General features: G+C 49.7%; 25 protein-coding genes. 4 read left to right on the top strand and 21 right to left on the bottom strand.

Features of this window, described 5'->3' with window-relative positions; all coding sequences use genetic code 11:
• Positions 1–173: 173 nt before the first annotated feature.
• From ACR9Y8_RS15975 to ACR9Y8_RS16065, 19 genes are all read right to left on the bottom strand, one after another.
• A complete protein-coding gene (locus ACR9Y8_RS15975) occupies positions 174–1,832 on the bottom strand; it encodes a S41 family peptidase (protein ID WP_481214248.1) in 1,659 nt (552 codons plus the stop codon).
• A gap of 121 nt (positions 1,833–1,953) precedes the next feature.
• Positions 1,954–2,142 (bottom strand): membrane protein insertion efficiency factor YidD, encoded by a 189-nt coding sequence (gene yidD / locus ACR9Y8_RS15980; RefSeq protein WP_481214249.1) that lies wholly within the window; start codon positions 2,140–2,142, stop codon positions 1,954–1,956.
• 44 nt (positions 2,143–2,186) lie between these two features.
• Positions 2,187–2,579, bottom strand: a complete 393-nt coding sequence (locus ACR9Y8_RS15985) for a ribonuclease P protein component (protein WP_481216229.1) — start codon at positions 2,577–2,579, stop codon at positions 2,187–2,189.
• A gap of 12 nt (positions 2,580–2,591) precedes the next feature.
• The gene (rpmH, locus tag ACR9Y8_RS15990) at positions 2,592–2,747 is read right to left on the bottom strand and encodes a 50S ribosomal protein L34 (protein ID WP_012788729.1); all 156 of its coding nucleotides are present in this window, start codon (positions 2,745–2,747) and stop codon (positions 2,592–2,594) included.
• A 210-nt stretch (positions 2,748–2,957) separates the two neighbouring features.
• Positions 2,958–3,467, bottom strand: coding sequence for an OmpH/Skp family outer membrane protein (locus ACR9Y8_RS15995; protein ID WP_481214250.1), 510 nt, complete (start codon positions 3,465–3,467; stop codon positions 2,958–2,960).
• Between the two features lie 51 nt (positions 3,468–3,518).
• On the bottom strand, positions 3,519–4,037 hold the full coding sequence (locus ACR9Y8_RS16000) for an OmpH/Skp family outer membrane protein (protein WP_298740298.1): 519 nt from the start codon (positions 4,035–4,037) through the stop codon (positions 3,519–3,521).
• A gap of 74 nt (positions 4,038–4,111) precedes the next feature.
• On the bottom strand, positions 4,112–6,850 hold the full coding sequence (locus ACR9Y8_RS16005; RefSeq protein ID WP_481214251.1) for a BamA/OMP85 family outer membrane protein: 2,739 nt from the start codon (positions 6,848–6,850) through the stop codon (positions 4,112–4,114).
• Positions 6,831–7,592: an isoprenyl transferase gene (locus ACR9Y8_RS16010; RefSeq protein ID WP_481214252.1), complete on the bottom strand. Its 762-nt coding sequence runs from the start codon at positions 7,590–7,592 to the stop codon at positions 6,831–6,833. The genes ACR9Y8_RS16005 and ACR9Y8_RS16010 overlap by 20 nt, the downstream gene beginning before the upstream one ends.
• 267 nt (positions 7,593–7,859) lie before the next feature.
• Positions 7,860–8,729, bottom strand: a complete 870-nt coding sequence (locus ACR9Y8_RS16015; RefSeq protein WP_481214253.1) for a DUF6089 family protein — start codon at positions 8,727–8,729, stop codon at positions 7,860–7,862.
• Between the two features lie 166 nt (positions 8,730–8,895).
• A complete protein-coding gene (locus tag ACR9Y8_RS16020) occupies positions 8,896–9,786 on the bottom strand; it encodes an NAD kinase (protein ID WP_481214254.1) in 891 nt (296 codons plus the stop codon).
• A 73-nt stretch (positions 9,787–9,859) separates the two neighbouring features.
• Complete coding sequence (locus ACR9Y8_RS16025) at positions 9,860–11,278, bottom strand: BamA/TamA family outer membrane protein (RefSeq protein WP_481214255.1); 1,419 nt, start codon at positions 11,276–11,278, stop codon at positions 9,860–9,862.
• Between the two features lie 206 nt (positions 11,279–11,484).
• Positions 11,485–12,147 carry a CBS domain-containing protein gene (locus ACR9Y8_RS16030; RefSeq protein ID WP_481214256.1) on the bottom strand — a complete coding sequence of 221 codons (663 nt, stop codon included), beginning with the start codon at positions 12,145–12,147 and terminating at the stop codon, positions 11,485–11,487.
• Positions 12,148–12,345: 198 nt separating this feature from the next.
• Positions 12,346–13,122: an alpha/beta fold hydrolase gene (locus tag ACR9Y8_RS16035; RefSeq protein WP_481214257.1), complete on the bottom strand. Its 777-nt coding sequence runs from the start codon at positions 13,120–13,122 to the stop codon at positions 12,346–12,348.
• Between the two features lie 69 nt (positions 13,123–13,191).
• Positions 13,192–13,734: a CvpA family protein gene (locus ACR9Y8_RS16040; RefSeq protein WP_481214258.1), complete on the bottom strand. Its 543-nt coding sequence runs from the start codon at positions 13,732–13,734 to the stop codon at positions 13,192–13,194.
• A gap of 7 nt (positions 13,735–13,741) precedes the next feature.
• A complete protein-coding gene (locus tag ACR9Y8_RS16045) occupies positions 13,742–14,194 on the bottom strand; it encodes a GatB/YqeY domain-containing protein (RefSeq protein WP_481214259.1) in 453 nt (150 codons plus the stop codon).
• Between the two features lie 2 nt (positions 14,195–14,196).
• Positions 14,197–14,541 (bottom strand): gliding motility protein GldC, encoded by a 345-nt coding sequence (gene gldC, locus ACR9Y8_RS16050; protein WP_481214260.1) that lies wholly within the window; start codon positions 14,539–14,541, stop codon positions 14,197–14,199.
• 36 nt (positions 14,542–14,577) lie between these two features.
• On the bottom strand, positions 14,578–15,705 hold the full coding sequence (locus ACR9Y8_RS16055; RefSeq protein WP_481214261.1) for a glycosyltransferase: 1,128 nt from the start codon (positions 15,703–15,705) through the stop codon (positions 14,578–14,580).
• Between the two features lie 649 nt (positions 15,706–16,354).
• Entirely contained in the window at positions 16,355–16,789 is a 435-nt protein-coding gene (locus ACR9Y8_RS16060) for a hypothetical protein (protein WP_481214262.1), read from the bottom strand.
• An 82-nt stretch (positions 16,790–16,871) separates the two neighbouring features.
• On the bottom strand, positions 16,872–18,023 hold the full coding sequence (locus ACR9Y8_RS16065; protein ID WP_481214263.1) for an ABC transporter permease: 1,152 nt from the start codon (positions 18,021–18,023) through the stop codon (positions 16,872–16,874).
• 117 nt (positions 18,024–18,140) lie between these two features.
• Between ACR9Y8_RS16065 and ACR9Y8_RS16070 the strand changes: the two genes are divergently transcribed.
• Positions 18,141–19,355 (top strand): glycosyltransferase family 87 protein, encoded by a 1,215-nt coding sequence (locus ACR9Y8_RS16070; protein ID WP_481214264.1) that lies wholly within the window; start codon positions 18,141–18,143, stop codon positions 19,353–19,355.
• A 104-nt stretch (positions 19,356–19,459) separates the two neighbouring features.
• Here the strand turns inward: ACR9Y8_RS16070 and ACR9Y8_RS16075 are convergent, their stop codons facing one another.
• A complete protein-coding gene (locus ACR9Y8_RS16075; protein WP_481214265.1) occupies positions 19,460–20,602 on the bottom strand; it encodes a glycosyltransferase in 1,143 nt (380 codons plus the stop codon).
• A gap of 207 nt (positions 20,603–20,809) precedes the next feature.
• Entirely contained in the window at positions 20,810–21,610 is an 801-nt protein-coding gene (locus tag ACR9Y8_RS16080; protein WP_481214266.1) for an alpha/beta fold hydrolase, read from the bottom strand.
• Between the two features lie 94 nt (positions 21,611–21,704).
• On the opposite strand from ACR9Y8_RS16080, the gene ACR9Y8_RS16085 reads away from it, so the two are divergent.
• From ACR9Y8_RS16085 to ACR9Y8_RS16095, 3 genes are all read left to right on the top strand, one after another.
• Positions 21,705–23,498 (top strand): acyl-CoA dehydrogenase family protein, encoded by a 1,794-nt coding sequence (locus ACR9Y8_RS16085; RefSeq protein WP_481214267.1) that lies wholly within the window; start codon positions 21,705–21,707, stop codon positions 23,496–23,498.
• 144 nt (positions 23,499–23,642) lie between these two features.
• Positions 23,643–25,388, top strand: a complete 1,746-nt coding sequence (locus ACR9Y8_RS16090; RefSeq protein WP_481214268.1) for an N-acetylmuramoyl-L-alanine amidase — start codon at positions 23,643–23,645, stop codon at positions 25,386–25,388.
• 226 nt (positions 25,389–25,614) lie between these two features.
• Complete coding sequence (locus ACR9Y8_RS16095) at positions 25,615–25,962, top strand: carboxymuconolactone decarboxylase family protein (RefSeq protein WP_481214269.1); 348 nt, start codon at positions 25,615–25,617, stop codon at positions 25,960–25,962.
• The last annotated feature ends 85 nt before the right edge of the window (positions 25,963–26,047 follow it).

Raw genomic sequence — 26,047 nt, forward strand, 5'->3', positions numbered from 1 at the left:
ATTAACAGTGGAATTAAGTTGTCAGTTGTCAGTCGTCAGTCGTTAGTCGTAAGTTATCAGTTGTCAGTTGTCAGTGATCTGAGCGAAGATTGTAATTACTTCAATCACTTACGACTTACGACTGACGACTAACGACTAACGACTGACAACTGACAACTGACAACTAGTAACTTTTATTTCAATAACTGCTGGTACTTTGCGGGTGCATGCAGCAGGCTTACTGCTTCAGTCACCTCATTGTCCCATGCTAATGATCTTTCTATACGTCCTTTCTGTAAATAGTAACGGTTTACGATCTCTTCTTCCAGCAGGCGTTTGATCTCTGCTTTATTCTTCAGCAGGTCCTGCTTTTTGTCGTGCTTCATCTTTTGCTGCAGGGCTTCGAATTCTTTGGCTACCGCATCATAGTATTTCTCTTTGCGGGCAGTGGATTCAAAGCTTTCCAGCGCTTCTTCGCTATGTGTTTTATAACTGTAGTCCTTACCGTCGAGGTAGCGCACAAAGTTCTCAAAATCGTCGTCGCTGAGGGAGAAAGCACCTGCAGCAGCTATTGTAGGATGTGCGTAATAATATTCCGTAGCGTAGTCAAAAATGTATTGCCTGCGCAACAGGGTGATGGCCACCTGGCTCAGGAAAACGGGATCTACCTGGGCATCCGGCTCTATGCCGCCGCCATCTTTCACTTTACGGCCGGCTATTGTGTTAAACGAGCGGCGCAGGGAATCAGGCACATAATCCACTTCTCCTTCCTGGTTACGGTGGGAGTAGTCGATAGCCTGTATACAGCGGCCGCTGGGTGTGTAGTATTTGGCGGTGGTTACTTTCAGCTTAGCGTTATAAGGCAGGGGCCGGGTGGTTTGCACCAATCCTTTACCGAAGGAGCGCTGTCCAACCACGAGGCCGCGGTCAAGATCCTGTACGGCGCCGGCCACTATTTCTGAAGCGGAGGCAGAAGAGCGGTTGGTGAGCACCACCAGGGGAATGTTCACATCCACGGCCGGTTGTTCGGTCCGGTATTCACGGTCCCAGTTCTTCACTTTCCCTTTGGTACTTACCACCAGCTTGTTCTTATCTATGAAGATGTTGGATACTGCTACGGCTTCGTCCAGCAGGCCGCCGGGGTTGCCGCGGAGATCCAGTATCACTCCTTTGAGACCGGGATGTTCCTTTTTCAGCTGCTCAAAGGCGATCTGTACCTGGGCGCCGCTGTTCTCCGTAAACTGCACCATCTTGATGTAGCCTACATCCTTGCCTACAAGTCCGGCGTAGCTGACAGGCCTTACGTTTATTTCTTCGCGGGTGATCTTCTTAGTGGTTTGAGCGCCGTTATGGGGGTTTTGCAACACCATATCGAGCGAGGTGCCGGGCACGCCCTTGAGGAGGCGGCTGATCTCTTCCTGGTCCATGCCACGGGTGGGCTTGCCGTCCAGAGAAACGAGGATATCGCCGGGCTTAATGCCGGCTTTGTGCATGGGACTACCTTCGTATACGTCTGTGATCACGGTGGTATCTCCGCTGGTGTTGATGGAGGCGCCTACCCCGCCGTATTTACCGGTGGCCATGAACTTCAGGTCGTCCAGGTTCTCTTCGGGCACAAAATCGGTGTAGGGATCGGTTTCTTCCAGCATGGCTTCAATGCCTTTGTGCATCACTTTCTCCGGTGAGAGATCGTCTACATAGTAGGTGTTCAGCTCGCGGTAGAAGGCGGCGAAAATATCCAGGTTCTTGGCGATCTGGAAGTATTTATCGCTTTCATTGAAGGCATAGATACCAGCGCCCAGCAGGATGGCAGCCAGCAGTAGTTTTATCTTGATATTGCGGATCTTTCGCATAGTAAAGTAAAAAGTAAAAAAGAAAAAAGAAAAAACCAGGAAAAGTACCGGTGTTAAGAGTAAAAGTAGTCAACTATCCGGTGATCCGGTTTCTACTTTCTTACTTTTAACTTTTTATTTGTTAAGGCACCGGATCATAACCGTGGCCGCCCCATGGATGGCAGGAAAGTATCCTTTTTACGGTAAGATAGCCTCCTTTGAAGATGCCGTACTTTTTGAAGGCAGTGATGCCATATTGAGAGCAGGAGGGTGTATAGCGGCATTTAGCACCTAATAAGGGCGAAATAAGCCATTGGTAGATCCTGATCAAGGCTATAAACGGATAACCCAGCCACACTAAAACAGACGGTCTTTTCACTTGAGCTCTTTCAAACGTTCTAAAATTACCGAAATTTTGCGGTGGAGTGTAGGAAAAGGGGCTATTTTTTTGTCGGTATAGATAAGGAAGACGACCATCTGCCGGGATTGCTGGCGGAGATGGTCATAGAGGGTATGCTTCTGGAGGCGCCAGGCTTCGCGGCCCAGGCGTTTTACGCGGTTACGGTCTACGGCACGGGGAAAGTGGCGGGATCCGGCGCTAAAGCCTACCTGCACGGGGTATTTGTCCACAGGCAGCTGTACCGGCATATAGATCACGCGGTATGGAAAAACAGAAAACGCTTTTCCGTCACGAAAAAGCGTTTCAATCAGTTTCCTGCTTTTTAACCTTTCTTCTTTTGTAAAAGAATAAGTCTTTATAGCGCAAATAGTTTTACGATCTTATTTCAGTTTCCGCTCGTCGGATACCGTCAGCTTCTTACGACCCTTTGCCCTGCGGGAAGCCAATACTTTACGGCCGTTAGCAGTTTCCATTCTCTTTCTGAAGCCATGGACGCTCTTTCTGCGCCTGTTATGCGGTTGAAAAGTACGTTTCATTTCTAATTATTTGTTTTACCTGTACTATACTAAATCCGCCATAGACGGATATCCTGTTTTCAAAATGGAAGGCAAAGGTAGTGTTTTTTTAAAAACAATACAAATGTTTGTAAAATGTTTGTAGCCACTGCAAATATTCCCTGGCATTCCCGAAAAGGAAAAAGCCTGTCCGCCGGGTAGATGGACAGGCTTTCCTGGTCTATTTATCAATTATTTAAGGCCCAGTTTGGTTTTAACTGTAGGCAGCAGGTCATCACCAGCAGGAGATACCAGCAGTACGCCAACAGAGCTATCCAGTACATAACCGTAACCTTTTTCTTTGGCTACATCTTCGATGGCTTTACGGGCTTTATCGTAGATGGGTTTCAGTACTTCCTGGCGTTTTGCATCGATCTTCTGATCAGCAGCGCTGCGGTACTCTTCGATACGTTTCTGAATATCCTGGATCTCTTTTCCTTTGATTTCTTTCATGTTGTCAGTCATGCTGGCAGCTTTCTCATCAAATTCCTTCATTTTCTTGGTGTACTCGTCTACCAGTCCTTTACCGTCGGTTTCCAGGGATGCAGCATAGGTCTGCAGGGTGGTCTGAGCGGTCTTGGTTTCGGGCATAGCATCCAGTAATGCCTGCGTGTTGATGTGTGCTATCTTAGATTGTGCCATTGCATTCACGCTAAATAACCCGGAAACAGCCACAAAAGCAATAATTACGAACTTCTTCATGATGTTGTCTGTGTTTAAAAAATATTTAAATCTTATTGGTTAAAAAATGGTTTACTGTTTCTTAACACCCAGCGATGTGAGGATATCCTCGCTTTTATCCAGCTTGGGATCTGAGAAGATCACCGTGATCCCGCCGGATTTATCCAGTACGAAATCATACATTCTGCTGGCAGCGAGTTTCTGCACCGCGTTATAGATCTTGTCTTGTATTGGTTTAATTAACTCCTCTCTTTTCTTGAAAAGGTCTCCCTCATAGCCAAAACGTTTACGCTGCAGTTCTTTCGCCTCTTTCTCTTTATTCACGATCTCTTCTTCTCTTTTCTGTTTCAGCTCTTCGGTGAGCATTACCTGCTCTGCCTGATAAGCTTTATACATCTTATCTATATCCTGGAACTTTGCATCGATCTCCTTCTGCCACTGTTCTGCAATAGCATCCAGTTTCTTCTGCGCATCCTTATAATCGGGGATACTTTCCAGTATATACTTCGTGTCTATCACACAATACCGTTGCGCGTTTACAGCACAGGTAGTAACCAGGATAACAGCTAATGTGATGAATATCTTTTTCATCTTTTATTTTTTAGTTCGCAATTTTACTAAACTGCAATATATAATTTAAATATCTATTTCGTTCGCTTTTAACATCATTCCGGTTCAAAGCCTAACATAAAGGTGAACTTAGCTGCATCCTTTAAACCGTTACCGGGAGTCATCCGGTCAAAACCTATGCCATAGTCAAACCCGAGCAATCCGAACATGGGCAGGTAGAAACGCATACCCAAGCCAGCAGAGCGACGCAGCCTGAAGGGGTTATATTCGTTGAAATCACGATAACCGTTGGCTGCTTCTATGAACGCCAGACCGAAGATGGTAGAGCTGGGGCTGAGACTGAAAGGATAGCGCAGCTCCATCACATATTTGTTGAAGATGGTGAACCCTTCGTAACCCACGGGCTGTCCGCTTTCAGGGTTGATCTTCGGATTGCTGGTATAATATACGGGATAACCACGTTGCGAGATGATATCGCGGTCATAGATAGCAAAGTTGCTCAGACCATCGCCACCCAGCTCGAAGCGTCCGAAGGGCGACAGGGTAGTGCGGTTATTGTAGCGGGTGATATACCCGTACTTGGCGGCCACTTTCAGTACGAAAGATTTGTTATCCGAACCGGTAGGGCGGCTCAGCGGCACATACCATTCTGCGTTGAAGCGGTATTTCTGGTATTCGATGAAGTTGAACTGATCGGAGATCGGCTCTTTAGTATAATCCTTCTCGGGTTTGAACACAGAGTACGGAGGTGTGAACTGGCCGCTGATCAGGAAGTTGGAACCGCTTCTGGGGAAGATCTGCTGATCCACAGAAGATCTTGCCAGCGTGAGTTTGAAGCTGATGTTATTGGAGGTTCCGTTATCAAAACCGGCGATGTTGAAGTAGTTATAGTTCTTCAGCTTGTACTGCTGGTAGTTCAGTGCATAGATGAGGGTGAAATAGTCATCCGGCCATTTCAGCTGCTTACCCAGTGATACGGAAGCGCCCAGTACTTTGAAGTATGCATCGGTACTGGTAGTGGTACCATATATATACTGGTTGTAAGCGCTGGGGTTCTGGTAGCTGCTGTAGAAGCTTACAGAGAACTGGTTCTGCTTCTTGCCACCCAGCCAGGGCTCGGTGAAAGAGAAGTTATAGGAACGATAAGCCTTACCGTTGGAAGACACCCTTACAGACAATTTCTGGCCGTCGCCGCTGGGCAGCGGGTCCCAGGTTTCCTTACGGAAGATGTTACGCAGCGAGAAGTTGTTGAAGGTTACACCCAGGGTACCGGTCAGACCGATATAACCACCCCAGCCGGCTGACAGTTCCAGCTGGTCGTTGGCTTTCTCTTCTACGGTGTAATCAATATCCACGGTACCGTCCTGCACGTTGGGCACCGGGTTCATGCCTATTTTCTCAGGGTTGAAGTAACCCAGGTTCGCAATCTGGCGGTTAGAGCGGATCAGGTCAGCGCGGCTGAACTTTTCACCGGGCAGGGTACGCAGCTCACGGCGGATCACATGCTCGTTGGTTTTGTCGTTACCGGCTATACGCACATCCTTGATGGTAGCCTGCGGGCCTTCGGTGATACGGATCTCGTAGTCGATGGTATCGCCATGGATCCCTGTTTCAACCGGGTCAATGCGGAAAAACAGGTAGCCGTAGTCCATATACAGACCGCTGATATCGCCACCTTCGGGAGACATTTGTTTGCCCAGGCGTTTTTCCAGCAGTTCCAGGTTATATACATCTCCTTTCCTGATGCCCAGCACGCGGGTAAGCAGGGAGTCGTTATAGCGGGTGTTGCCTTTCCAGGTAATGTTACCGAAGTAGTATTTTTTACCTTCTTCGATGTCCAGGTCGATGTTCATGCCGCCTGCCCTTGTTTTATAGGTAGTATCCTTTGTGATCTGGGCGTCGCGGTAACCCTGGGAGTTATAGTAAGCGATGATCTTCTCTTTGTCCTCCAGGTACTTTGTTTCGTTGAACTTGGCAGAAGAGAAGAGCTTAAAGCGGAAGTAAGGATCCAGTTCCTCAATGGTGCGGGAGGGCACCAGGAAGCCGAATGATTTCCAGTAATCAGACTGTTCGTGCGTACTGTCAGGATATACCTGTTCTTTATCAGGATGCAGGGTAAAGCGGGTACGCTCGTGGGTGCCCTTCATTTTCTTCTTCACCTTGGAATCCTTGATATTCTCGTTATTAACAATGTTGATATCGTTGATCTTTACTTTACCGCCTTTGATAATGGTAAAGATCACATCGGCGGCGTTCACCTGGGAGGTATCTACGCGCTCGGTAACGTTAACGGTTACGTTGCGGTAGCCCTTCTCTTCGTAGTTCTTACGCACCACGGCGATCACATTCTGCTTCATGCTTTCTGTTATCACGGCGCCTTTGCGGAGGGAGGCCTTTTTGGCGATATCCTCTGCTTCAGACTTTTTGACGCCGCGGAAGATGAAGTTGGCAAGACGGGGCCTTTCGGTGAGGTTTATTTCCAGCCATATTTTGCCGTCGTCTACTTTGGTAACGTAAATGGCTACGTTAGCAAAAAGGCGCTGGCCCCAGAGGGTCTGGATAGCTTTTGCGAACTGGTCGCCACCGGGATATACCACTTTGTCCCCTACGTTCAGGCCGGAGAGGGAGATAAGCAGGGCTTTATCGAGATATTGGGTACCGGTAACAGTGATCTCGGCAATTTCATATTGCTGGGGATTTCCCAAAGCCGCTGGTATTTCGGGCTGGCTGGTCACAGGCACAGGTATTGTATCTTTCTGTTGAGCGGATACACGAATGCCTGCACTGCAACATAAAGCTATGGCCAGTAGGCTCTTAGGAAATAATTTCTTCATTCTGCTGAATTTGTTCGCTAGTTTTGCCAAAACGCCGTTCTCTGGTTTGAAAATTTAAAATGGCTTCGTACAGATTTTCTCTGCGGAAATCCGGCCAACGGGTGTCGGTGAAGTACAATTCCGCATAAGCCAACTGGTATAATAAGAAGTTACTGATCCTGCATTCCCCGCTGGTCCTTATCATCAGCTCGGGGTCTGGCAGGGCAGCTGTACATAGGTATTGCTGCCATACGTCCTGGGTAATATCTGCCGGGTTAAGTTTTCCCGATTTTGCATCCTCTGCGATCTTCTTTGCTGCATTCACGATCTCCCACCTGGCGCTGTAGCTCAGGGCCATTACCAGGTTAAGGCCTTTATTGCCGCTGGTGATGGCGATAGCTTCGTTCATTTCCCGCTGGGCCTGAGCGGGCAGCATGTCCATATCACCGATCACGTGCAGCCGTATATTATTTTTGGTTAGGGTGTTCACTTCTTTACGGATGGTATTCACCAGCAGTTCCATGATGCCATTCACCTCATAAACCGGGCGGTCCCAGTTTTCAGTTGAGAAAGCATATAAGGTGAGATACCCGATCCCCAGCTCTGCGGTAGCCTCCACGATGTTCCGCACACTTTCTACGCCTTCGTGGTGCCCGTAAAGCCTGTCCTTCCCCTTTTCCTTTGCCCAACGGCCGTTCCCGTCCATAATAATAGCTATATGGCGCGGCAACCGTTGCAAGTCTAGTTTATCCTTCAAACTCATGAGTGTGTCAGGCGTATATTAACAGAATAACAGAGATTTACTAAAAGTGTGCAAAGATACAAAAATAGATATATGCCTCTTGTGGCAAAGTTCGGCAAGGGGTTTTAACGTAGTTTTAACAGCGGAAACGGCTGCCAGCAGGCGATTTGCCGGAACGGACGGGGTTTGGAGGGGCTTGTTCCGCCGGGTATTTTTGAGCGGGCGCCGGATATTTTACCGTAAACGCCCGTTTTCCATCGCTAAAAGTTAATTTTCAAGGGTTAAGCGTTAAAATTTACACCTGTAGGTTGTAAAGAGAATGCTCACAGTAAATTCTACAGTGATGAACTGGTCTTTATCACGGCTGTTACCGCGCTGGCGGCCGGCTACCCCGATCATATCGGTTCCGGTGGCCCAGGAACGGTCCTGGAGCAGGTAGGCCACGGTGTTCTCTCCGTTAGCCTTGGGCGGGAACAGCGCCTGACCCGCGTAGGTGGTGCTTACATCGTCCAGGTAATCGGTACGGGTAAAGCGGTAGAGCACTTCCATGCCTACGTTCACGGAGCGGGAGAGGTTGTATTTAAAGCCACCGCCCAACAGGAAGGTGTAAGACACCAGGCCGTAAGGCTTACGGTCGGGATACTGGGCAGAGCCCTGTCCTTCTGTACGAAGCGGCTGCAGGTCATATCTTTTTCCATCCAGGTAGGCGTAGGGGTTAAAATGGAAGATCCCTGCGCCACCGGTAAGGTAAGGTGAGAAGCGGTAGTCATAACTACCCGGCTCAAAACGGAAGAAGTTGAAGTCTCCCTGGAGGTCCAGCTCCTGCACATTGGTATTGAAGCTCAGGTTACGCCTGCGCTCAAACTCGTTCTTGTTATATACATCGGAGTAGCCCAGCTGGGAAATGCGCAGGTGCGCCCTTAAGCCGATATAATCATTCAGGTATTTGCGGTAAAAGATACCAACGGTAGGCTTAATAGTATTGATCGCGCCCCTGGTATTCAGGTCGCCGAAGTATTGTGCACCGCCTACTGAAAAGCCCAGCTCTCCAACGTACGACAACTCATTCTGCGCCACTGCAGGGCTTGCGCAAAACATTCCCAGCGCAACAAGGGCGGTAGTAACAACACGCTTAGGGTGGAAAAAAGGTTTCTGCATAATTTGTCCTTACTTAAACGCGATAAGCCCTGCTTTTGGTATTATTATTATAAAAATATGAGACAAAAGTAGGGAATAAAGTTGTAAGTCGTTAGTCGTAAGTGGTTAGTTGTTAATAAACTCGTATCGCTTCAATCATTAACGACTAGCGACTAATGACTTACGACTACTTCCATCTATTTCTCGCATCTACCCCCCACAGCAGCTTATGGCGCAGGGTATGCAGGAAATTACTGTCGTCCAGGCGAAGGAGGCTAAGGGTGAAGGTTTCTTTCTTCACGGCCAGCTGCACGGTATTGTCAATTGTTTCCATGCGGCTGTCGAGAGAGCACATGAACAGGTCGCTACGGCCTTCTACCTCAAAAGAAATAATATTATTATCCGGCACGATGATGGGCCTCACGTTCAGGTTATGCGGGGCTACGGGCGTGATTACAAAGCTGGCGGCTTCAGGAAACACCACGGGCCCGCCGCAGCTGAGGGAGTAGCCGGTAGACCCCGTAGGGGTGGCTACAATCAGGCCATCTGCCCAGTAAGTGTTCAGGAACTCGCCGTTCAGGTAAGTGTGGATCTTTACCATAGCGGAAGTATCCTTCTTATGGATCGTGAAATCATTCAGCGCGTAGGGCACATCGCCGAACATGGGAACATTGGCATCCAGGTGAAGCAGGGTCCGTTTATCCACCACGTAGGTGCGGTTGAGCAGTGCCTTTACCGCGGCGTGGATAGCGTCTTTACCGATACTGGCCAGGAACCCGAGCCGGCCGAAATTGATGCCCAGCACGGGAATGTTCTTGTCCCGTACATAACAGACCGTATCCAGCAAGGTACCATCGCCGCCAAGGCTCACCAGGCAGTCTATAGTAAGGCTGTCCAGGTCTTCCGGGCGGGAAAAGGTATCCGGCCGTTCCCTGAACTGCACATGCGGTTGCAGGCTATGGTAAAACGGCTCGTAGATCACCGCGGTGATCTCTTCACGTTGTAATTCATCCAGTAGTAAGCGGATATTGGCCAGATCGTCTGCGACAAATCCACGACTGTAAAGCGCAATGTGCATGGTGACTTAGCTATTAGCCGTTAGCTTTTAGCTTTTAGCTAAATGCTAAGAGCTAGTAGCCAGGAGCTATTGATTACATATCAACTTTAGTGTGTAAAAATAGACCTTTTTGGCCTAACTGGTTTATGCTGTATTCTAAACGGATACAGGTATCGTAAAACGAAACAATATCAAAACCCATACCGCCGGTGTAGAGCATACGATTATTGAGGAAGCTGTTGCCCGGATACTTGCTGTAGGCATAACCCACATCGCTGTAAGCTTTCAGCAGCAGGCGGATGGGAATGGTGTTAAATTTTTGCGGCACCCAGGGCAGGCGGATATCGAAGGTCAGGATCTGGTGACGCACGTTGGATTTAAGGATAAAAAAGCTGGTACCATCCACCACATAATATTCCAAACCGCGCAGGTAGTCTTCCTGGTAACCCATGGCCTTCTGGTTCAGGTAGGGCTGATCTACCGGGAACTTGGCCTGGCCCCTGACGCCCAGCGCGGCATAGGTGCCGGGGATCAGCTGCCAGTATTTGTTGATCCTGGCCCTGAACTTCCAGTGGTCTATATCGCTGAAGGGCGCAAAGCCCATTTTCTCAATTTCGCCCTGCAGCACAATACCTTTCAACGGATAGATCCAGCTGTCTGCCTTGGTATAGGTAACCCGGTAAAGCAGGTCCAGATACTGTACCCGGTCGCGGCCTCCGCCCAGGTAATTGGGCGTATGGCGGGCTACGGTGTCGGCTACCTTTTCGAAATTATAGGTAAGGAACACCTGGTGGCGGGTATTGATGGCACGGCGGTAAGCATAGCTGAGACCGAAGGTATAGAGCTCGCGCAGGAAATTATCCTGGCGGTAGAAGGTTTGTTTGTTAAGGCTGGTGCTGTCGTTGATCTCACGGTTACGGCTATAGGCGAAGGTAAGGCCAATGCCGTGGCGGAAGCCTTTGTCTACATAGGGCAGGCTGTAAGTAAAGGCCAGCTGCTGTGTATAGCCTATCTGGATGATGCCATTGAGGTTATCGTTACGGCCCGTGAGGTTGCTGTGATCTCCCCTCAGGCCCACGTTCACGCGGTTCAGGCTTTTGCCCTGCTCTACCCACCACTGGTTAAAGTTACGGTCGGCCAGCTTGAAGATGGGAAATGCGAGGAGGGGCCAGCGTTCATACACGGCAAATTCCAGATCGGCAGATTCACCTTCCCAGTTCCGTACGTTGGGTATCACGTTCAGGAACAGTGCGGTGTTCATTAACTGGCGGCGGCCTTTTTCGAGTGTGGTAGGGAGGTCTTTGAGGCGGATGGTATCGCCGGGAACAACACCCAGTTCGCGAAGCACGTAACTGCTTCTTGTTCTTTTGTTACCGGTGATCAGCACATGGCGCACAATGAAGTAACTGGTGTCTGTTACCACTGCCAGCGGCTGTTGACCAGGCTCCTGCGCCCGTGAAGGCAACAGGAAACACAGACATAAAATGCCGAGCAGGAAACAGAATTTGAACATGCAGTTTTGACCGTGAAAATGTGAAAACGGCCAAAGGTAAATAAAAGAGTTTGAAGTTTGAGGTTTGAGATCTGAGGTTTGAGGTCTGAGGTTTGAAGTTCGTTAGAAGTTAAATGTCCGGGATAAGTGTATCGTAGCCGATTACAGTTTCCTTACCTGCAACCTTCAACGAACCTCAAACCTCAGACCTCAAACCTCAAACTTTGTTATATGCTGATATAGTTCATGAGGAGCTCGTAGTTCTTCTTGAGGGTATCTTCTTCTTCCTCAGCAGTGATGGTATATTTGATCACGTAGTATTTGAAGCGTTCGAAGGTGGCTACCAGCGACTGCAGCTCCTGGCGGTTGGTTTTGAGCAGCACTTCCAGGCGGCCGGTGTTGGGATTGGTAACTGTATTTACGCTCAGCAGGATCACATCGTTAGACTCTGCTATACGGGCTATTTCACTGAGGCTGTAATCACGGGGCTCTACTTCCAGCGAGAGGATGCCGCCGGGCTCTTTTACGCCGTTGTACTGGGCCAGTACGGCCAGCAGGCAATCACGCGTGAGGATGCCCAGGTATTCATTCTCTTTGGAGATGACCGGTAAAGCTGAGAGCTTCTGGTCATAGAATAATTTCAGGGCTTCGTAAAAGTGAGCTGTTTCGGGTATGGCTGGACGGGTACCGTTGTATTCCATATTCTCCAGCAGCGTATCCGGATCTTCCAGGTCCAGTATATCGTCTTCTTCTACCAGGGCCAGGTATTTATTTTCCAGCACCATGGGCAGCTGCGTGAGATGGTATTCGTTCATGAGGCGTAAGGCCCTGGCTCCCGAATCCATTGGATGCAGCACGGGTACTGTTGTTATTAGGTCTCTCGCCAACATGACTAAATGGTTATTGTTTCACTAATGGTATAACAAAGAATATTCCAATTTCCTCTTCCCCCAATATACCTAACCGTTAGGTCAGGTTGTTATAGCAAAGATACGAGTATTCACGGCGCAGCGATTGCAGGGAGCACAATTTAATTACGAATGGACAATTACTAACCACGAATGGCGGTTTTGTGCCCCCATCATTACTCAGCTTACCTGCCGCTTTTTAAGCTTTTCCAGGAAACCGTGGAGGATCACATTGAATTCGCCGGGTACTTCCATCATGGGTGCATGACCGCACTTATCAATGAAATGCAACTCGGAATTCGGGATCAGGTGGTGAAATTCCTCCCCTACCATTGGCGGCGTAATGGTGTCGTTTTTGCCCCAAACCAGCAGGGTAGGGATTTTAATGTCCCGCAGCTCTTCCCCCAGGTTATGGCGGATAGCTGATTTTGCCAGTGCGATGATCTTGATCACCTTCAGGCGGTTATTGACAATCTCGAACACTTCGTCTACGAGGTCTTTACTGGCGATAGCCGGATCGTAGAATGTGAGCTCGGTCTTTTTACGAATATACTCATAATCCCCGCGTTTGGGATAAGTTTCTCCCATCCCGTTCTCGAACAGGCCGGAGCTACCGGTAAGGGTCAGAGAACTGATGGGCGCTTCGGGATGTTTCAGCAGGTAAACCAGTGCCACGTGCCCTCCGAGGGAGTTGCCGAGCAGGTGTACATTCTGATAGCCGAGGGTTTCAACAAACCGATGTACGTACTTGGCCAGTCCGCTTACGGTTGTTTCGAGGATATTCAAATCAAACAAAGGCAACATCGGGATCACAACTTTGTTGGTTTGCCGGAAATGTTCCAGCAGGTCCCTGAAATTACTCAGCGCACCAAACAATCCATGCAGCAATACCAGTGGCTCTCCCTCCCCTTCCTCGATGTACTTAAACTTCCCCAGTGTTTTGATTTCGTAATCCATTGCCAAAGCTTGAGTCAATTTTGCGCTAAAATAATTCTTTTTATTAATTCAAATAATCTTTGAAGCGAATCAGATAGCCTGTAATTCTTTAGCTGCATGATCGAAAAAAGACTGCAATCCAGCAAACATATCTTTAAACAGCGGGATTATAACACCGATACCATCCATCACTGCCGGGCCTATAGGTGCGATATAAGGATATGATATGGATTGTAGCTTTGTTTCCGGGCTTAACCAATACAGCTGATTAGCGATCCATAGCAGAATGCTATAATTTATTGTAAAGATAATACAGTACAGCAGAATACCGCCCAGGCGGTTTAACCATCCCAACAGGGCCAGTTCCACCAATTTTTGCAGGGCGCTTGCTCCCAGCCTTACCAGCAGTATAACGCCCACAAACAGGATAATAAAACATATTACGGGTAACCATCGCCAATTAATGTGCCAGTGATGCTGGGCATACAATACTGACACGGTGGTGAGCTTCAGTGCGGCCGCCAGTCCGAGTATCACTGCTATAAAGGAGAATACGGCGACGATCAGGCCCCGCGTATAACCTTTATAGACAGCGATCACCAGGATGATGGCAAATAGGATATCTATAACCAAATCAAGGCTATTTACTTAACAATTCCTTAACCAGGGCGGAGATGGCTTTGCCATCGGCCTTACCGGCCAGTTGCTTGGTGGCGGCGCCCATTACCTTACCCATATCTGCGGGGGAGGTAGCGCCGGTTTCGGCGATAATGCGGGTTAATGCTTCGCGTAACTCGCTATCAGACATTTGTTTAGGCAGAAAGCGCTCGATCACTTCCAGTTCTTCCTCTTCTTTCTTTGCCAGGTCTTCGCGGTTTTGCTGACGGAAGATATCCAGGGAGTCTTTTCGCTGCTTGGCTAATTTCTGCAGCATTTTTGTTTCATCTGCTTCCGTCAGGTCGCCGGAACCGCCTTCTGCTGTTTTAGCCAGCAGGATCGCGGCTTTGATAGCGCGCAAAGCACGGAGCTCGGCTTCGCTCTTTGCCAGCATGGCGGCCTTAATGGCGGAGTTAATGGTGAGTTCGAGTGACATAACTATTGTTGATTTTTCAGCTTTTCATTCACTTTTTCGAAGAAGTCCTTTGCGAACTGGCGCATATCTTCGGACTGGTCTTTATAAGGCGTGGCGCGCTGCCAGGTATCTGCCATGGTCATCATGGTCTGGTAGAAGAAATCGGCCATTTCGTCCAGCATCATGTCTTTGGTCCAGAGATCGATACGCAGGGCCGTAGACTCTGCCCTGTCCCAGAAAGCGATCATCATCGCTTTGGCCTTATTCATGCGGTCTGCGGTGGTATCAGATGCGTTCCATTCTATTGTTTCCGGTACTTTGTTGTCATCCAGTCCTACCTGGATCTGGATGGTGGATACTTTACCCATATCAGTTAATTTTCTTTCAGAGGGCAAAAATAGGGTTTAATGCGCTGATGTACTAATCAGCTGATCAAACAGCAGTGCCGCGCTATGATCCCATGATCCGGGAAGCGGAAGCGCTTCCATGTTGTTCAGCAGGCGGGTGCGCAGCTGCTCATCCTTGTAGAGCAGGCCCAGTTTGTCTGCCAGGTCTTCCAGGTTTTGCGGGTCGGCATACAGCACGGCATCCTTTCCGGCTTCCCGGGCTGCCGGGCCGTCTATTGCGATCACGGGTACCTGGCACCGGATGGCGGCGTATACAGGAAGCGCCAGCCCGTCTGTACGGGTAGGGTATACCATGGCGTAGGCAGCCGCGGTAAGCTTAGCCAGGGCAGGCTGACCCAGCTCCTGCAGCCAGAGCACATCCTGGCGGAATTTGTAGCTGCGCAGGCTGTCGGCTATTTCCCGGCCAGCTTCCGTAGGGCTACCTGCCAGCACCAGCTTCATATTGGAACGCAGGCGGCGTTTGAAGGCCGAAAACGCTTTTAACAAAGGCGTGATATTGTTACGGGGATGCAGGGCGGCAGTGACAATGAAATATTCCACCCCATCGGTATATGCTTTCTTTACAGCTTCCCGCTCGTCCCAGGAAAGCGGCTGATAGCTTTCGTGGAGCGCCGCAGGCAGGACATTAAGTTTGGAAGCAACGACAGGAGCGTATTGCAGCAGCTCCTGTTCCAGGCTTGCTGAGGGCACAACCACCTTAGCGGCTTTGGCCAGGTACTTCAGCGTTTGGCGTTGCAGAAAACGCTGCCAGTTAAGCGGCTCACCGCTTATTTCATGCAAAAAGGAGAGGCCCCTGATGAAGAGCAGGTGGGGTATGGAGCTGCGCAGGGACAGGAGGCCGTCCATCGCCAGGAATACATCCAGGCGGGCGCGTTTCATGGCCCGGGGCAACTGCCATTGCAGCCACCATTGCCGACGCCACAGGGAAGCGCCCTTGGGTGGTATTGTTACTGCTGTAGCATTGGCAGGAAGCGTGAGCTGCGGCGGCGCGGGGCGGTCAAAAAAGAAGATAAAAGAGTGTTCAGGATGCTGCAGGCACATCCGCAGTGTCAGTTCCGTACATGCGTTGGCTGTATCGGCGGGCGAATCCAGGCTGATGCCAATGGCGCTTACTCCAATTATCATGGGCGCAAAATTAGTTGTTAGTTGGAAGTTATCAGTTGGGAGTTTGGGAAATGTGGTTTAAAGAGATATTCGGCTTAGACAGGGATAGGATATTGTTTGTAATAAGAAGGGACTAAGCCTGCACTAACCTAGTATTAAATTAACAGGAGGAGGGTAAGCGGAGGAAAAGGCAAGGAAACGGCCAGTAGAACTGAAGGTGAGCCGGATGTGAGGTGGACATGAGCTGGACTTGATGCAGGGTAAAATTGTATTGGAAATGGCGGGGCGAGGGAGGGGGCACAGGCGGGACAGAGGGGCACAGGCGCGGGAGGGTGGCACAGGCGGGGGAGGGTGGCACAGGCGGGGGAGCAACAAACGGGTCTTCAGCCCCGTCATTGCGAGGCACCGCCAGGCCCGGAGGGAGGCCGGGCCGAAGCAATCTTTTAGCTGGTCTTTCGCGGAGGTTGAAAAGATTGCTTCGTCGCTCCACGCACAAAAGGCTTTACTGCGCCTCGCAATGACGCGAAGGGGTATGCGGCAGAGGTATGTAGGAGTGTGTAGGGTATGTGGAAGGTAAGTGGAGGGTATGCGGAGGGTAAGTGAAACATAGCCTGCAAAAAAAATCCATGCCTTCAGCATGGATCTCTATATTGAAAATCAATTTCTTATATTACTGATCTGCCTTATTCGTGATCCAGAACTCCTTAATGATCTTATTATTCGGGTTACTCAGGGAGCTGATGGTCACGGTTACCTTCACAGTACGGATCGGCGGCAGGTCCTTCAGGTTGATAGTAATGTTTTTGCTCTTTACCGGTGAAGGAATAGGATCCTGCGGTATGTTCTGGCCACCGGGGTCAGTCACTACTACCACGGTAACGGATACCCCGCTGGCAGGCAGCTCAGACGTTACGTTAGCGGTAAAAGAATAGGTTGGACCAGGAGCAGCGGTATAGTTGCCTTCCTGTACGCCATCCAGGGATGATGTGAGCTGTACTTCCTGGGGTGGTGGATTATCTCCGCCGGAGCCTTTTTTCTTTTTACAGGCGGTTACGGTGATTAACAACAGGGCACAGCAGGCTAAAAGATATGATCTGATAGGCATAGTCTTTCAAAGGATTTGCATAAAATTAGATTAAATTCTAATACTAAACAAGGGCAATTGCCGGGCTGTGGGGAGGATTGGATCATTGTTTCACATCCATAGCATCTCTCAGGCCATTGCCTAAAAGATTAAAAGCCAGCACCATCAGCATAATAGCTACGCCAGGGGCCAGCGCCAGCAGCGGGTTATGAGTGATGATGAAGTTATAGTTCTCTTTGATCATCAGTCCCCAGGAAGGCTGGGGCGGTTGCACCCCTACCCCCAAAAAACTTAAGCCTGCTTCCACTACGATGGCGGTGGCAAAATTGCCTGCCGCAACTACCATTACCGGGCCCAGGATATTAGGCAGAATATGCTTTACGATGGTGCGTGTGTGGCCATATCCCAGGGCGCGGGCCGCTTCTACAAACTGCAGTTCGCGGAGACTAAGCACTTGTCCGCGGATGATGCGGGCCACCCCTACCCACATGGTAAGCCCTACTGCAATGAACACCTGCCAGAAACCTTTGCCCAAAGCCAGTGTAATGGTAAATACCAGGAGCAGGGTGGGCACAGACCAGATCACGTTGATCAGCCACATCACCAGGTCGTCTACCCAGCCGCGGAAGTAACCTGCCACCGCTCCTAACAGCACGCCGATGCTAAGAGAGATGAGCACCGCGATACAACCCACACTCAGGCTTACGCGTGTACCGATCAGCAGGCGGCTCAGTATATCGCGGCCAAAACGGTCGGTACCCAGCCAGTAAGTTTTTGTAAGGATGCGCTCTTTTATGACCTGTTGCTGTACGGCCTGCAGCGGCGCTTGCAGCGCCTGATCGTGCCCATACCATACCGTGGCCAGGCTGTAGCGTTCGGGGATCGTGGTTTCTTCATCTGCATATTTCTGTACCACGATATCATTTCCTTCAAAGCGATATTGGCGTATAGGAATGTACGTTAGCGTTGCTTCCTTTCCATAGAGCAAACGTTGAAAAAAACCGGTCTTCACAACGGGGCGTTCCTGCCGGATCGCCAGCATCGTGATATGGAAGCCGGGGCGCTGGCCGCTTATTTCCAGCACCATGCGGTTGGCATAAGGCGTGGAGTCCGGCGCTATCCAGTAAGCAGCGATGCTAACCAGGATGGCCAGGGCAATGAGACAGAGACCTGCCATCGCGCCTTTGTTGCGCTGCAGCCGCTTCCAGGCCTGACGGCTGAAAGAAGAGCGGATATTATTTGAGCTGTTAACCATTAACGCTTAGCTATTAGCGAGTGGCTGATAGCCGATCAGAAAATTGAGCATTTAAGTTAAAAAATATATATCATTGCCGGACGGCAAGTTACAAACTATGCGGACATTCATTCTCCTATGAACACACAAACACATTCAGCTACCGGCTTTGAGCGTTTCTTTATTACAGTGGCAAAAAAACTGTCTTCAGTGCCGGCGAAATATCTTTTCGGGTTCTTTATCCTGCTGGCTATCGGCATATCCTGCCATTCCTGGTTCAGTTCACAGGATATGGCACAGTGGACAAGGTATAACAACTATGTGATCTTTAAGCAATCGTTCTTTCACCTGATACATTCGCAGGACCTCTACCCGGAATATCCTGCAGAACATTACGACGTGTATAAATACAGCCCTTCATTTTCCCTGTGGATGGGCATCTTTGCATGGCTGCCAGATCTGCCGGGCCTGATATTCTTTAACCTGGTGAACATCGTGGTGTTCATTATTGCGGTGCGCAAACTGCCGTTCACCAAACCCAGGTTAAGCCTGTTCCTGTTCTTTATACTGATAGAGACGATGATCGCGCTGACCAGCTCACAAACCAATGTGCTGATTGCCGGTCTGCTGATACTGGCCTGGCATTTCATGGAAGAAGATAAGGTGTGGTGGGCAGCCTTAATGGTAATGATCACTATCTACATCAAGATCTTCGGTATTGTGGCGCTGGCGCTGTTCCTGCTATATCCTTCAAGGTGGAAGGCAGCTATTGCTACTATTTTCTGGGCAGTAGTATTGGGATTGATGCCGCTGCTGGTAATAACGCCCGGGCAGCTGCAGTTCCTGTACAAAAGCTGGGGCCATTTGCTGACCATGGATCATGGCGCATCTACGGGTGTATCGTTGTATGGATGGTGGCGCACGTGGTTTGGTTTTAATATGAATAAGCAGGTGTTTGTGCTGATAGGAGCTGTGTTGTTCTGTGTGCCGTTGCTGCGGGTAAAAGACTGGAAGCAGCCGCTATACCGCTTGCATGTATTGGCGTCTGTATTGATATGGGTGGTGATATTTAATCATAAGGGAGAATCTCCGACCTATGTGATTGCGATGGCGGGTGTGGGTATCTGGTATTTTACACAAAAGCAAAAGGGGATTAATTTGGCGTTGTTGCTGCTGGCGTTGGTGTGTACGTCGTTCTCGTCTACTGATCTTATTTTTCCGTATAAACTGGCGAGGACCTATGTGGAGCCGTTTGCGGTGAAGGCGGTGTTTTGTTCGCTGGTGTGGTTTAAGCTGGTGTGGGATTTGACGTTAGGAAAGGGTGAGGCGCAATTGATGGAGGAGTATAATTAATTTAAGAGGAGATTGTGTGAAAAGATTGCTTCGTCGCCCCACGCGCTAATCCGCGCTGCTCCCCGCAATGACGGAGGAGGAAGACCCCGGCATTTTTCTTACACTTAATTCACGCGCCGGCCCTTCCATTGGTAGGAACCGAACTTACCCAGCCAGCCCGCTACAACGATGTAGGGAATGTGAAACAGTTGCCCGGGAATGACCCAGCCCAGGAATGTTGTTTTGCCAAAGAAGCGGGCGATGGGGAACATGAAACATAATTCTATTACGATCTTGAATAAGAGGGAAATCAGCAGCCAGCTCCATACGATAGGAAAGAAAAGCGCGAACACTCCCATGAAGAGCAGCGCAGCATTCCACAAATAAACAATCGCCAGCATCCACGTAAGGCGTTTATCATCGTATTTATCTGCCTTGGACGACCAGCGGATACGCTGATGCATAAATGCGTTGAAAGTATCTACGGGCAGTGTGCGCACGATCGCTTCCTCATTCTTCAGATAACCAATGCTGTCAGGGTATTTGCGGTACACCTTGTACATGAGCAGCATATCATCGCCGGAGGCAATATTGTCAATCCCTTTAAAGCCGCCTACTTCCAGGAAAGTTTCTTTTTCGTACGCCAGGTTGGCGCCATTACACATGGTGCCGATACGCAGCTGGGCCACAGCGCCTGTAATGCCCTGCATGTTCATGAAATCAAGCGACTGCAGGATCTTGAAAAAGTTGGTTTCCTGGTAAAAGCTTACCGGGGCAGCAATGAATTTGGGGCGGCGTGTTTCATAGAACTGTACCAGCATTTCTATCCATCTCGCGCCCATTACACAATCTGCATCCGTGGTAACAATGAGCTGACCGCTGGCCTGGCCTATGGCCATTTCAATGGCTTTCTTTTTGTAAGAGTTCAGGCGCTGCGTGATATCGAGGTGATCACTGAGGCGCAGCAGCTTTATGTTAGGCGCAGGGAAGGAACGTACCACCTGCGCAGTATTATCAGCAGAAAAATCATCTATCACGATCACTTCCAGCAGCTCCGCGGGATAGGTTTGTGATTGTAGGGCCGCCAGGAGCGGCGGCAGGTTGGCTTCTTCGTCCCGCGCGGGGATGATCACGGTAACGCGCGTACGCCCGCTGACAGGTGCTGAAGGGATAAAGGCAGGGAGCTTCTTCCAGCCAAGGGCGTACCAAAGCAGCAGCAGCCCATAGCTTACACCCAGCAACGATATAATAATGAGAAAGATATTCATGTTAATTTCCCGTCAAGCGGCCGTCAAAAGTATATTATTCTCTGTAAATATTAAGCCCCCTGCATGCAAAGCGGTGGAAAGGGGTAAAGAACGTGCAACGTTTGCCTTCTGACAGGCAGCCAGAGACCGTACGAGGGCGAGGGCCGCTATCAGGCGGATGGATTAAGGACTTCCGGCCCTTTCCCCCGATAAAATATAGGAAATACATTATATTTTAGACAGGATAGCCTTACCCAATTGTTCGGATATAAGCTGGTGGCCTTTTTCAAGCACTACTATTTCGCCGGGGAAAGATCCGTCCACCAAACGCTCACCTACTACTGCAGGAATAATACGGTCGTACTTTCCATAGACCAGGAGCGTGCGGATATTGTACTGCGCCAATGCCTTTTTGCATTTTGTAAGATCGGGCAGCATGCGCCGCATGCAGGTCCATACGTTGTACACCAGCAGGCGTTTATCCAGCTTATCCATGCTGTGAAAGGCAAACTTGTACACGCTTTCGTTGAGGGTGCCCAGCTTACGCACCCCGCTGAGCAGCCGGAAGAACAGCTGCGGTTTATAGGTCACATATTTAAACAGGCGGTTGCCAACTGCAGTACGGGTAACAAACATATGCCAGGGATTATTCTTAATACCATCGGGCGCCAGTAAGATCACATGCCGCAGCTGCGGGGCCATCACAGGTATCATGCTGAGGGCCAGCCGTCCGCCCATGCTGTATCCCAGCAGGGAGAAATGATGCTGATGCTGTTCCTGCAGGATCATTCCAATAAGGGTTTGCAGATCATGCGGGGTAAAAGGGCGTTTTTCTTTCCAGGTGGTTTGTCCGTGAAAAGGCAGATCAATTCCTACGATGGTAAAACGGCTACCCATATATTTTGCCAGCGGCACAAAGTGCATGGCGCTTTCGCCAAAGCCGTGCAGGCATATCAATAGTTGAGCGCCTGAACCTTCCCGGATACCGTGAAAGCGGCTACTGGCGTATGGTAAAAAAAAGGACGGCATGATAATCAACGCAATTTTAATCAACTTTTGCCATTTGCCCCAAACTAAGTAAATTACGAAACACCCAAACTTCAAACACTAAAACAGGTTTAAGATGGACACAACAGTTGAAAAGAAGGCTACCCTGAAAGGGGCCGAATACCTGGTAAAGGAAAGCACGCCGGATGATGTGTTTACCCCTGAAGATTTTTCTGAAGAACAGCTCATGATCAAAGAGATGGCGGAGCAATTTGTGGCGAAAGAAGTGACACCGCTGCTGGAGCGCCTCGACAAGCTGGAAGAAGGGCTGATGCCTTCCCTGCTGGATAAGGCAGGCGAACAGGGTTTGCTGGGGGCTTCCTTCCCGGAGGCATACGGCGGCCTTGGAAAAGACTTTGTGACCGCTACCCTGATCAATGAAGCTTTAGGCTCCGGCCACTCTTTCTCTGTTGCCATGGCAGCGCACACTGGTATCGGCTCTCTACCCATCCTGTATTTTGGTACTGAAGAACAGAAACAGAAATATATTCCCAAACTGGCCAGCGGCGAGATGAAAGGCGCTTATGCACTCACAGAGCCCAACTCAGGTTCTGATGCGCTCAGTGCAAAGACCACGGCCAAACTCTCTGAGGATGGTAAATATTACCTGCTGAACGGACAGAAATGCTGGATCACCAACTCGGGCTTTGCGGATGTGTTCACCGTTTTCGCCAAGATAGACGGAGATAAATTCACTGCTTTCATCGTAGATAAAGATACTCCCGGGTTCACGCTGGGCGCAGAAGAGCACAAGATGGGCATCAAAGGCTCCAGCACCCGGCAGATCTATTTCCAGGACGCAAAAGTGCCCGCAGAAAATGTGCTGGGTACCATCGGCAAAGGGCACCTTATCGCTTTCAATATCCTGAACATAGGCCGTCTGAAACTTTGTGCTGCCGCCTTAGGCGCTTGCAAACGCTCTCTGAGCAGCACTATTCAGTATGCCACCACGCGTGAGCAGTTCAAACAGCCTATCGCCAATTTCGGCGCCATCAAACATAAACTGGCAGAGATGGCCATCCGTACCTGGATGTGCGAATCCTCCCTGTACCGCACGGCACAACTGATAGAACTGCAGGAACAGGAATTGCTGGCAGCCGGCAAGCCCTTTAACGAAGCCGTACTGGGCGCAGCGGAAGAATATGCAGTAGAATGCGCCATCCTGAAAGTGAACGGCTCTGAAGTGCTGGACTATGTAGTGGATGAAGGCGTGCAAATACATGGCGGCAATGGCTTCAGCGATGAATACGTGATCTCCAAATCGTACCGCGACGCCAGGATCAACCGCATCTTTGAAGGCACCAATGAGATCAACCGCCTGCTTACACTGGACATGACACTGAAACGCGCCATGAAAGGGAAGCTGGATCTTATGACGCCTGCCATGAACGTTATGAAGGAGCTGATGAGCATTCCCGAATTCGGCAATGATGATGAAACACCTTTTGCCGAAGAGAAAAAAATGATCAGCAACCTGAAGAAAGCGATCCTGCTGGTAGCCGGCGCCGCCGTACAGAAACTGGCCATGAAGCTGGAACAGGAACAGGAAGTGCTCATGAACATCGCAGACATGGCCATAGAAACCTTTACCGCAGAAAGCGGATTGCTGCGCCTCATTAAGCTTACAGAGAAACAAGGCGAAAGCGCAGCCTCCCTGCAGGCCGATGCGGTGCGCACTTACCTGACCGATGCGGCAGACCGTATACACAAATACGGTAAAGATGCCATCAACAGCTTTGCAGAAGGCGATGAACAACGCATGATGCTGCTGGGCCTTAAACGCTATACCAAAACACAGCCATATAACACCAAGGATGCCCGCAGAAGAATAGCGGACAAGCTGATAGCAGAGAACAAATACATTTGGTAATGTTTGAGGTTTGAGGTTAGTTAGAGGTTAGATGTCTAAATAAGTGCCCGGCACTACCTTTCAACATCTAACTTTCAACGAACCTCAAACCTCAAACCTCAAACTTCTAAACTTTTTGCATCTTTGCGGCGTAGTACGGGGATCATGATGAAATCAATGCAACGCCGGCTGTTGGGAGTAGCCGTTCTGTTTTTTGTATACCAGCTGGGTTATGGACAGGCTTTTATACATCTGAGTCAACCAACACGGGAACAAAACAATGTAAGTACTGCTAAACAATACATTTCAGGACGCACCTGCAAAGGTTGCCGCCTGCAGATGAATGGCGATAGCATCCACGTATATTCCACCGGCTCTTTTGCCATCAAGCAGGAGCTGAAGACAGGCAGAACACCGCTGGTGTTAACGGCCACGGATACTACCGGTAAAACCTATACCAGGCAGATTACCTATTACTACCAGCCCGCGCCCCCTCCTACCCCCACCCCTGTTTTCAGGATAGATTATTTTACCATTACACCACAGGGCAACCTGCAGCTAACGGAAGGGGATACCCTGCGCATTAAAATGAAAGCTTTTCCCGGGTGCCGGGCCAGCTGGATCAATAATGCGCCGCTGCAGGAAGTGAGCTCAGAGAACGGCACGCCCGGCTTTTATGAAGGCGCTTACGTGATCAAATCATCAGACAGCCTGCTGAACGGGCGCATCAGGGTGGCCCTGCGCAACAGCAGCGGCGCCACGATCGTTAAGGAAAGCCCGCAGTATTATTCCTACATGCCAAACGAAGGCCTGTTCACCGGCCGTACCATCGACAATATGACCTATCTCACCGTTTCTCCTCATGGCGACCGCCTGGGACCCCAAAAACTGGGTTACCTGGATGAAGGTGTACTGCTGCAGATCAGCGGCCGGGAAGGAGATTACTATAAAGTGAGACTTGCCAACGGGCGTTACGCCTACATACCGGAACCACTTGTAGACACTACCACCCTCCAGGAGCCAGCCCCCGTGAGCATCGTGAACGAGGCCCGGGTTTGGGCCGATGAGAACTATGATTATGTATCCATCCCCCTGGCCGATAAACTGCCCTATCTCTCCACCCAGGAGGTGAGGCCCGGCAAGATCATCGTAGATGTATTTGGCGCCTATGCGGAAGCAGGCCTGCAAACCCAGATAGGCAGCACCCTCGAGATCCGGCAGGTGGCCTGGCAACAGCCCGAGCCGGAAGTATTCCGGATGGTGATCAACCTGCAGCATGCGTTTCCCTGGGGATACAAGACCTTTTACCAGGGCGATACGCTGACCGTACAGGTGAAGCGCACACCCGACAGCCTCCAGCTGCGCCATCTTACCATAGGGCTGGACGCCGGGCATGGCGGCAGCAATGTGGGCGCCCTGGGACCAGCAGGCGTGTATGAAAAGGAGCTCAGTCTTTCCATTGCCATGCTGCTGAAGGCAGCGCTGGAAAAGGAAGGGGCTACCGTGCTGACCACCCGCACCAGGGACCAGTTTGTGGCCAACGAGGAGCGGCTCTCCTTCTTTCGCCGTTCAGACCCCGACCTGATGCTGAGCATACACCTGAATTCTTCCATCAACCCGGTAGATATCCGGGGAACGGCCACCTACTATAAACATCCCTTCTGCGAACCGCTGGCCCGGGCCATTTATAACCGTATGCTGGAAACCGGCCTGTCGGGCTTTGGCTGTAACGGGGATTTTAACTTTGTACTGAACAACCCCACCGAGTTCCCGGATGCACTGATAGAAACGCTGTTCCTCAGCAACCCGGGAGATGAGGAGAAAGTAATGGATCCCGGCTTCCAGGCGGAAATGGTGGAAAAGATCATACAGGGACTGGAAGATTATCTGAAAGCGGCGGGGGAACAATAATTTAAGCCTACAAAGGGTTTTGAACCCTGGACGGGCTTAGGCCTATCTATAACAGGTAGCCCTGCATAATTTAAAGTTATCACCTATAACCTTTTATTATCCCTTGAAGAGGCTCACTAGTCTACCACCACAGTAGATTATTATATATTTGCAGAAAGCTTTAAGCAACAAATAATCACTACCTTGTGTGTTGAATGATTATTTTTGATAATGTAACGTAAGTCATATGTCAGACCAGATCAAGGAATTTAACGATTACAGGGGCAAAATGAACGAGGTGATCCTGGGCAAGCAAAACAAGGTGATCAACCGCCTGTTTAACCTGGATACCAACACCTATATGGAAGGGGCGCTAAGCACCAAGGTAAAAGAGATGCTGGGACTGGTATCATCGATGGTACTGCGCTGCGACGATTGTATCAAATACCACCTGGGTAAATGCCACGAACAGGGCGTTACTACTGAAGAAATGTATGAGATCTTTGCCGTTGCCAATATAGTAGGAGGCACGATTGTGATACCCCATACCAGGAGAGCCGCAGAGTATTGGGAGCTTTTAATTAACAATGAATAATGAACAATGAATAATCTCAGAACAGGTACCAAGCGTAATATTGAATAGCCGGTATTATTAATTATTCATTTTTCATTATTAATTA

The sequence above is a fragment of the Chitinophaga sp. SVR4-12A genome (assembly GCF_056754765.1).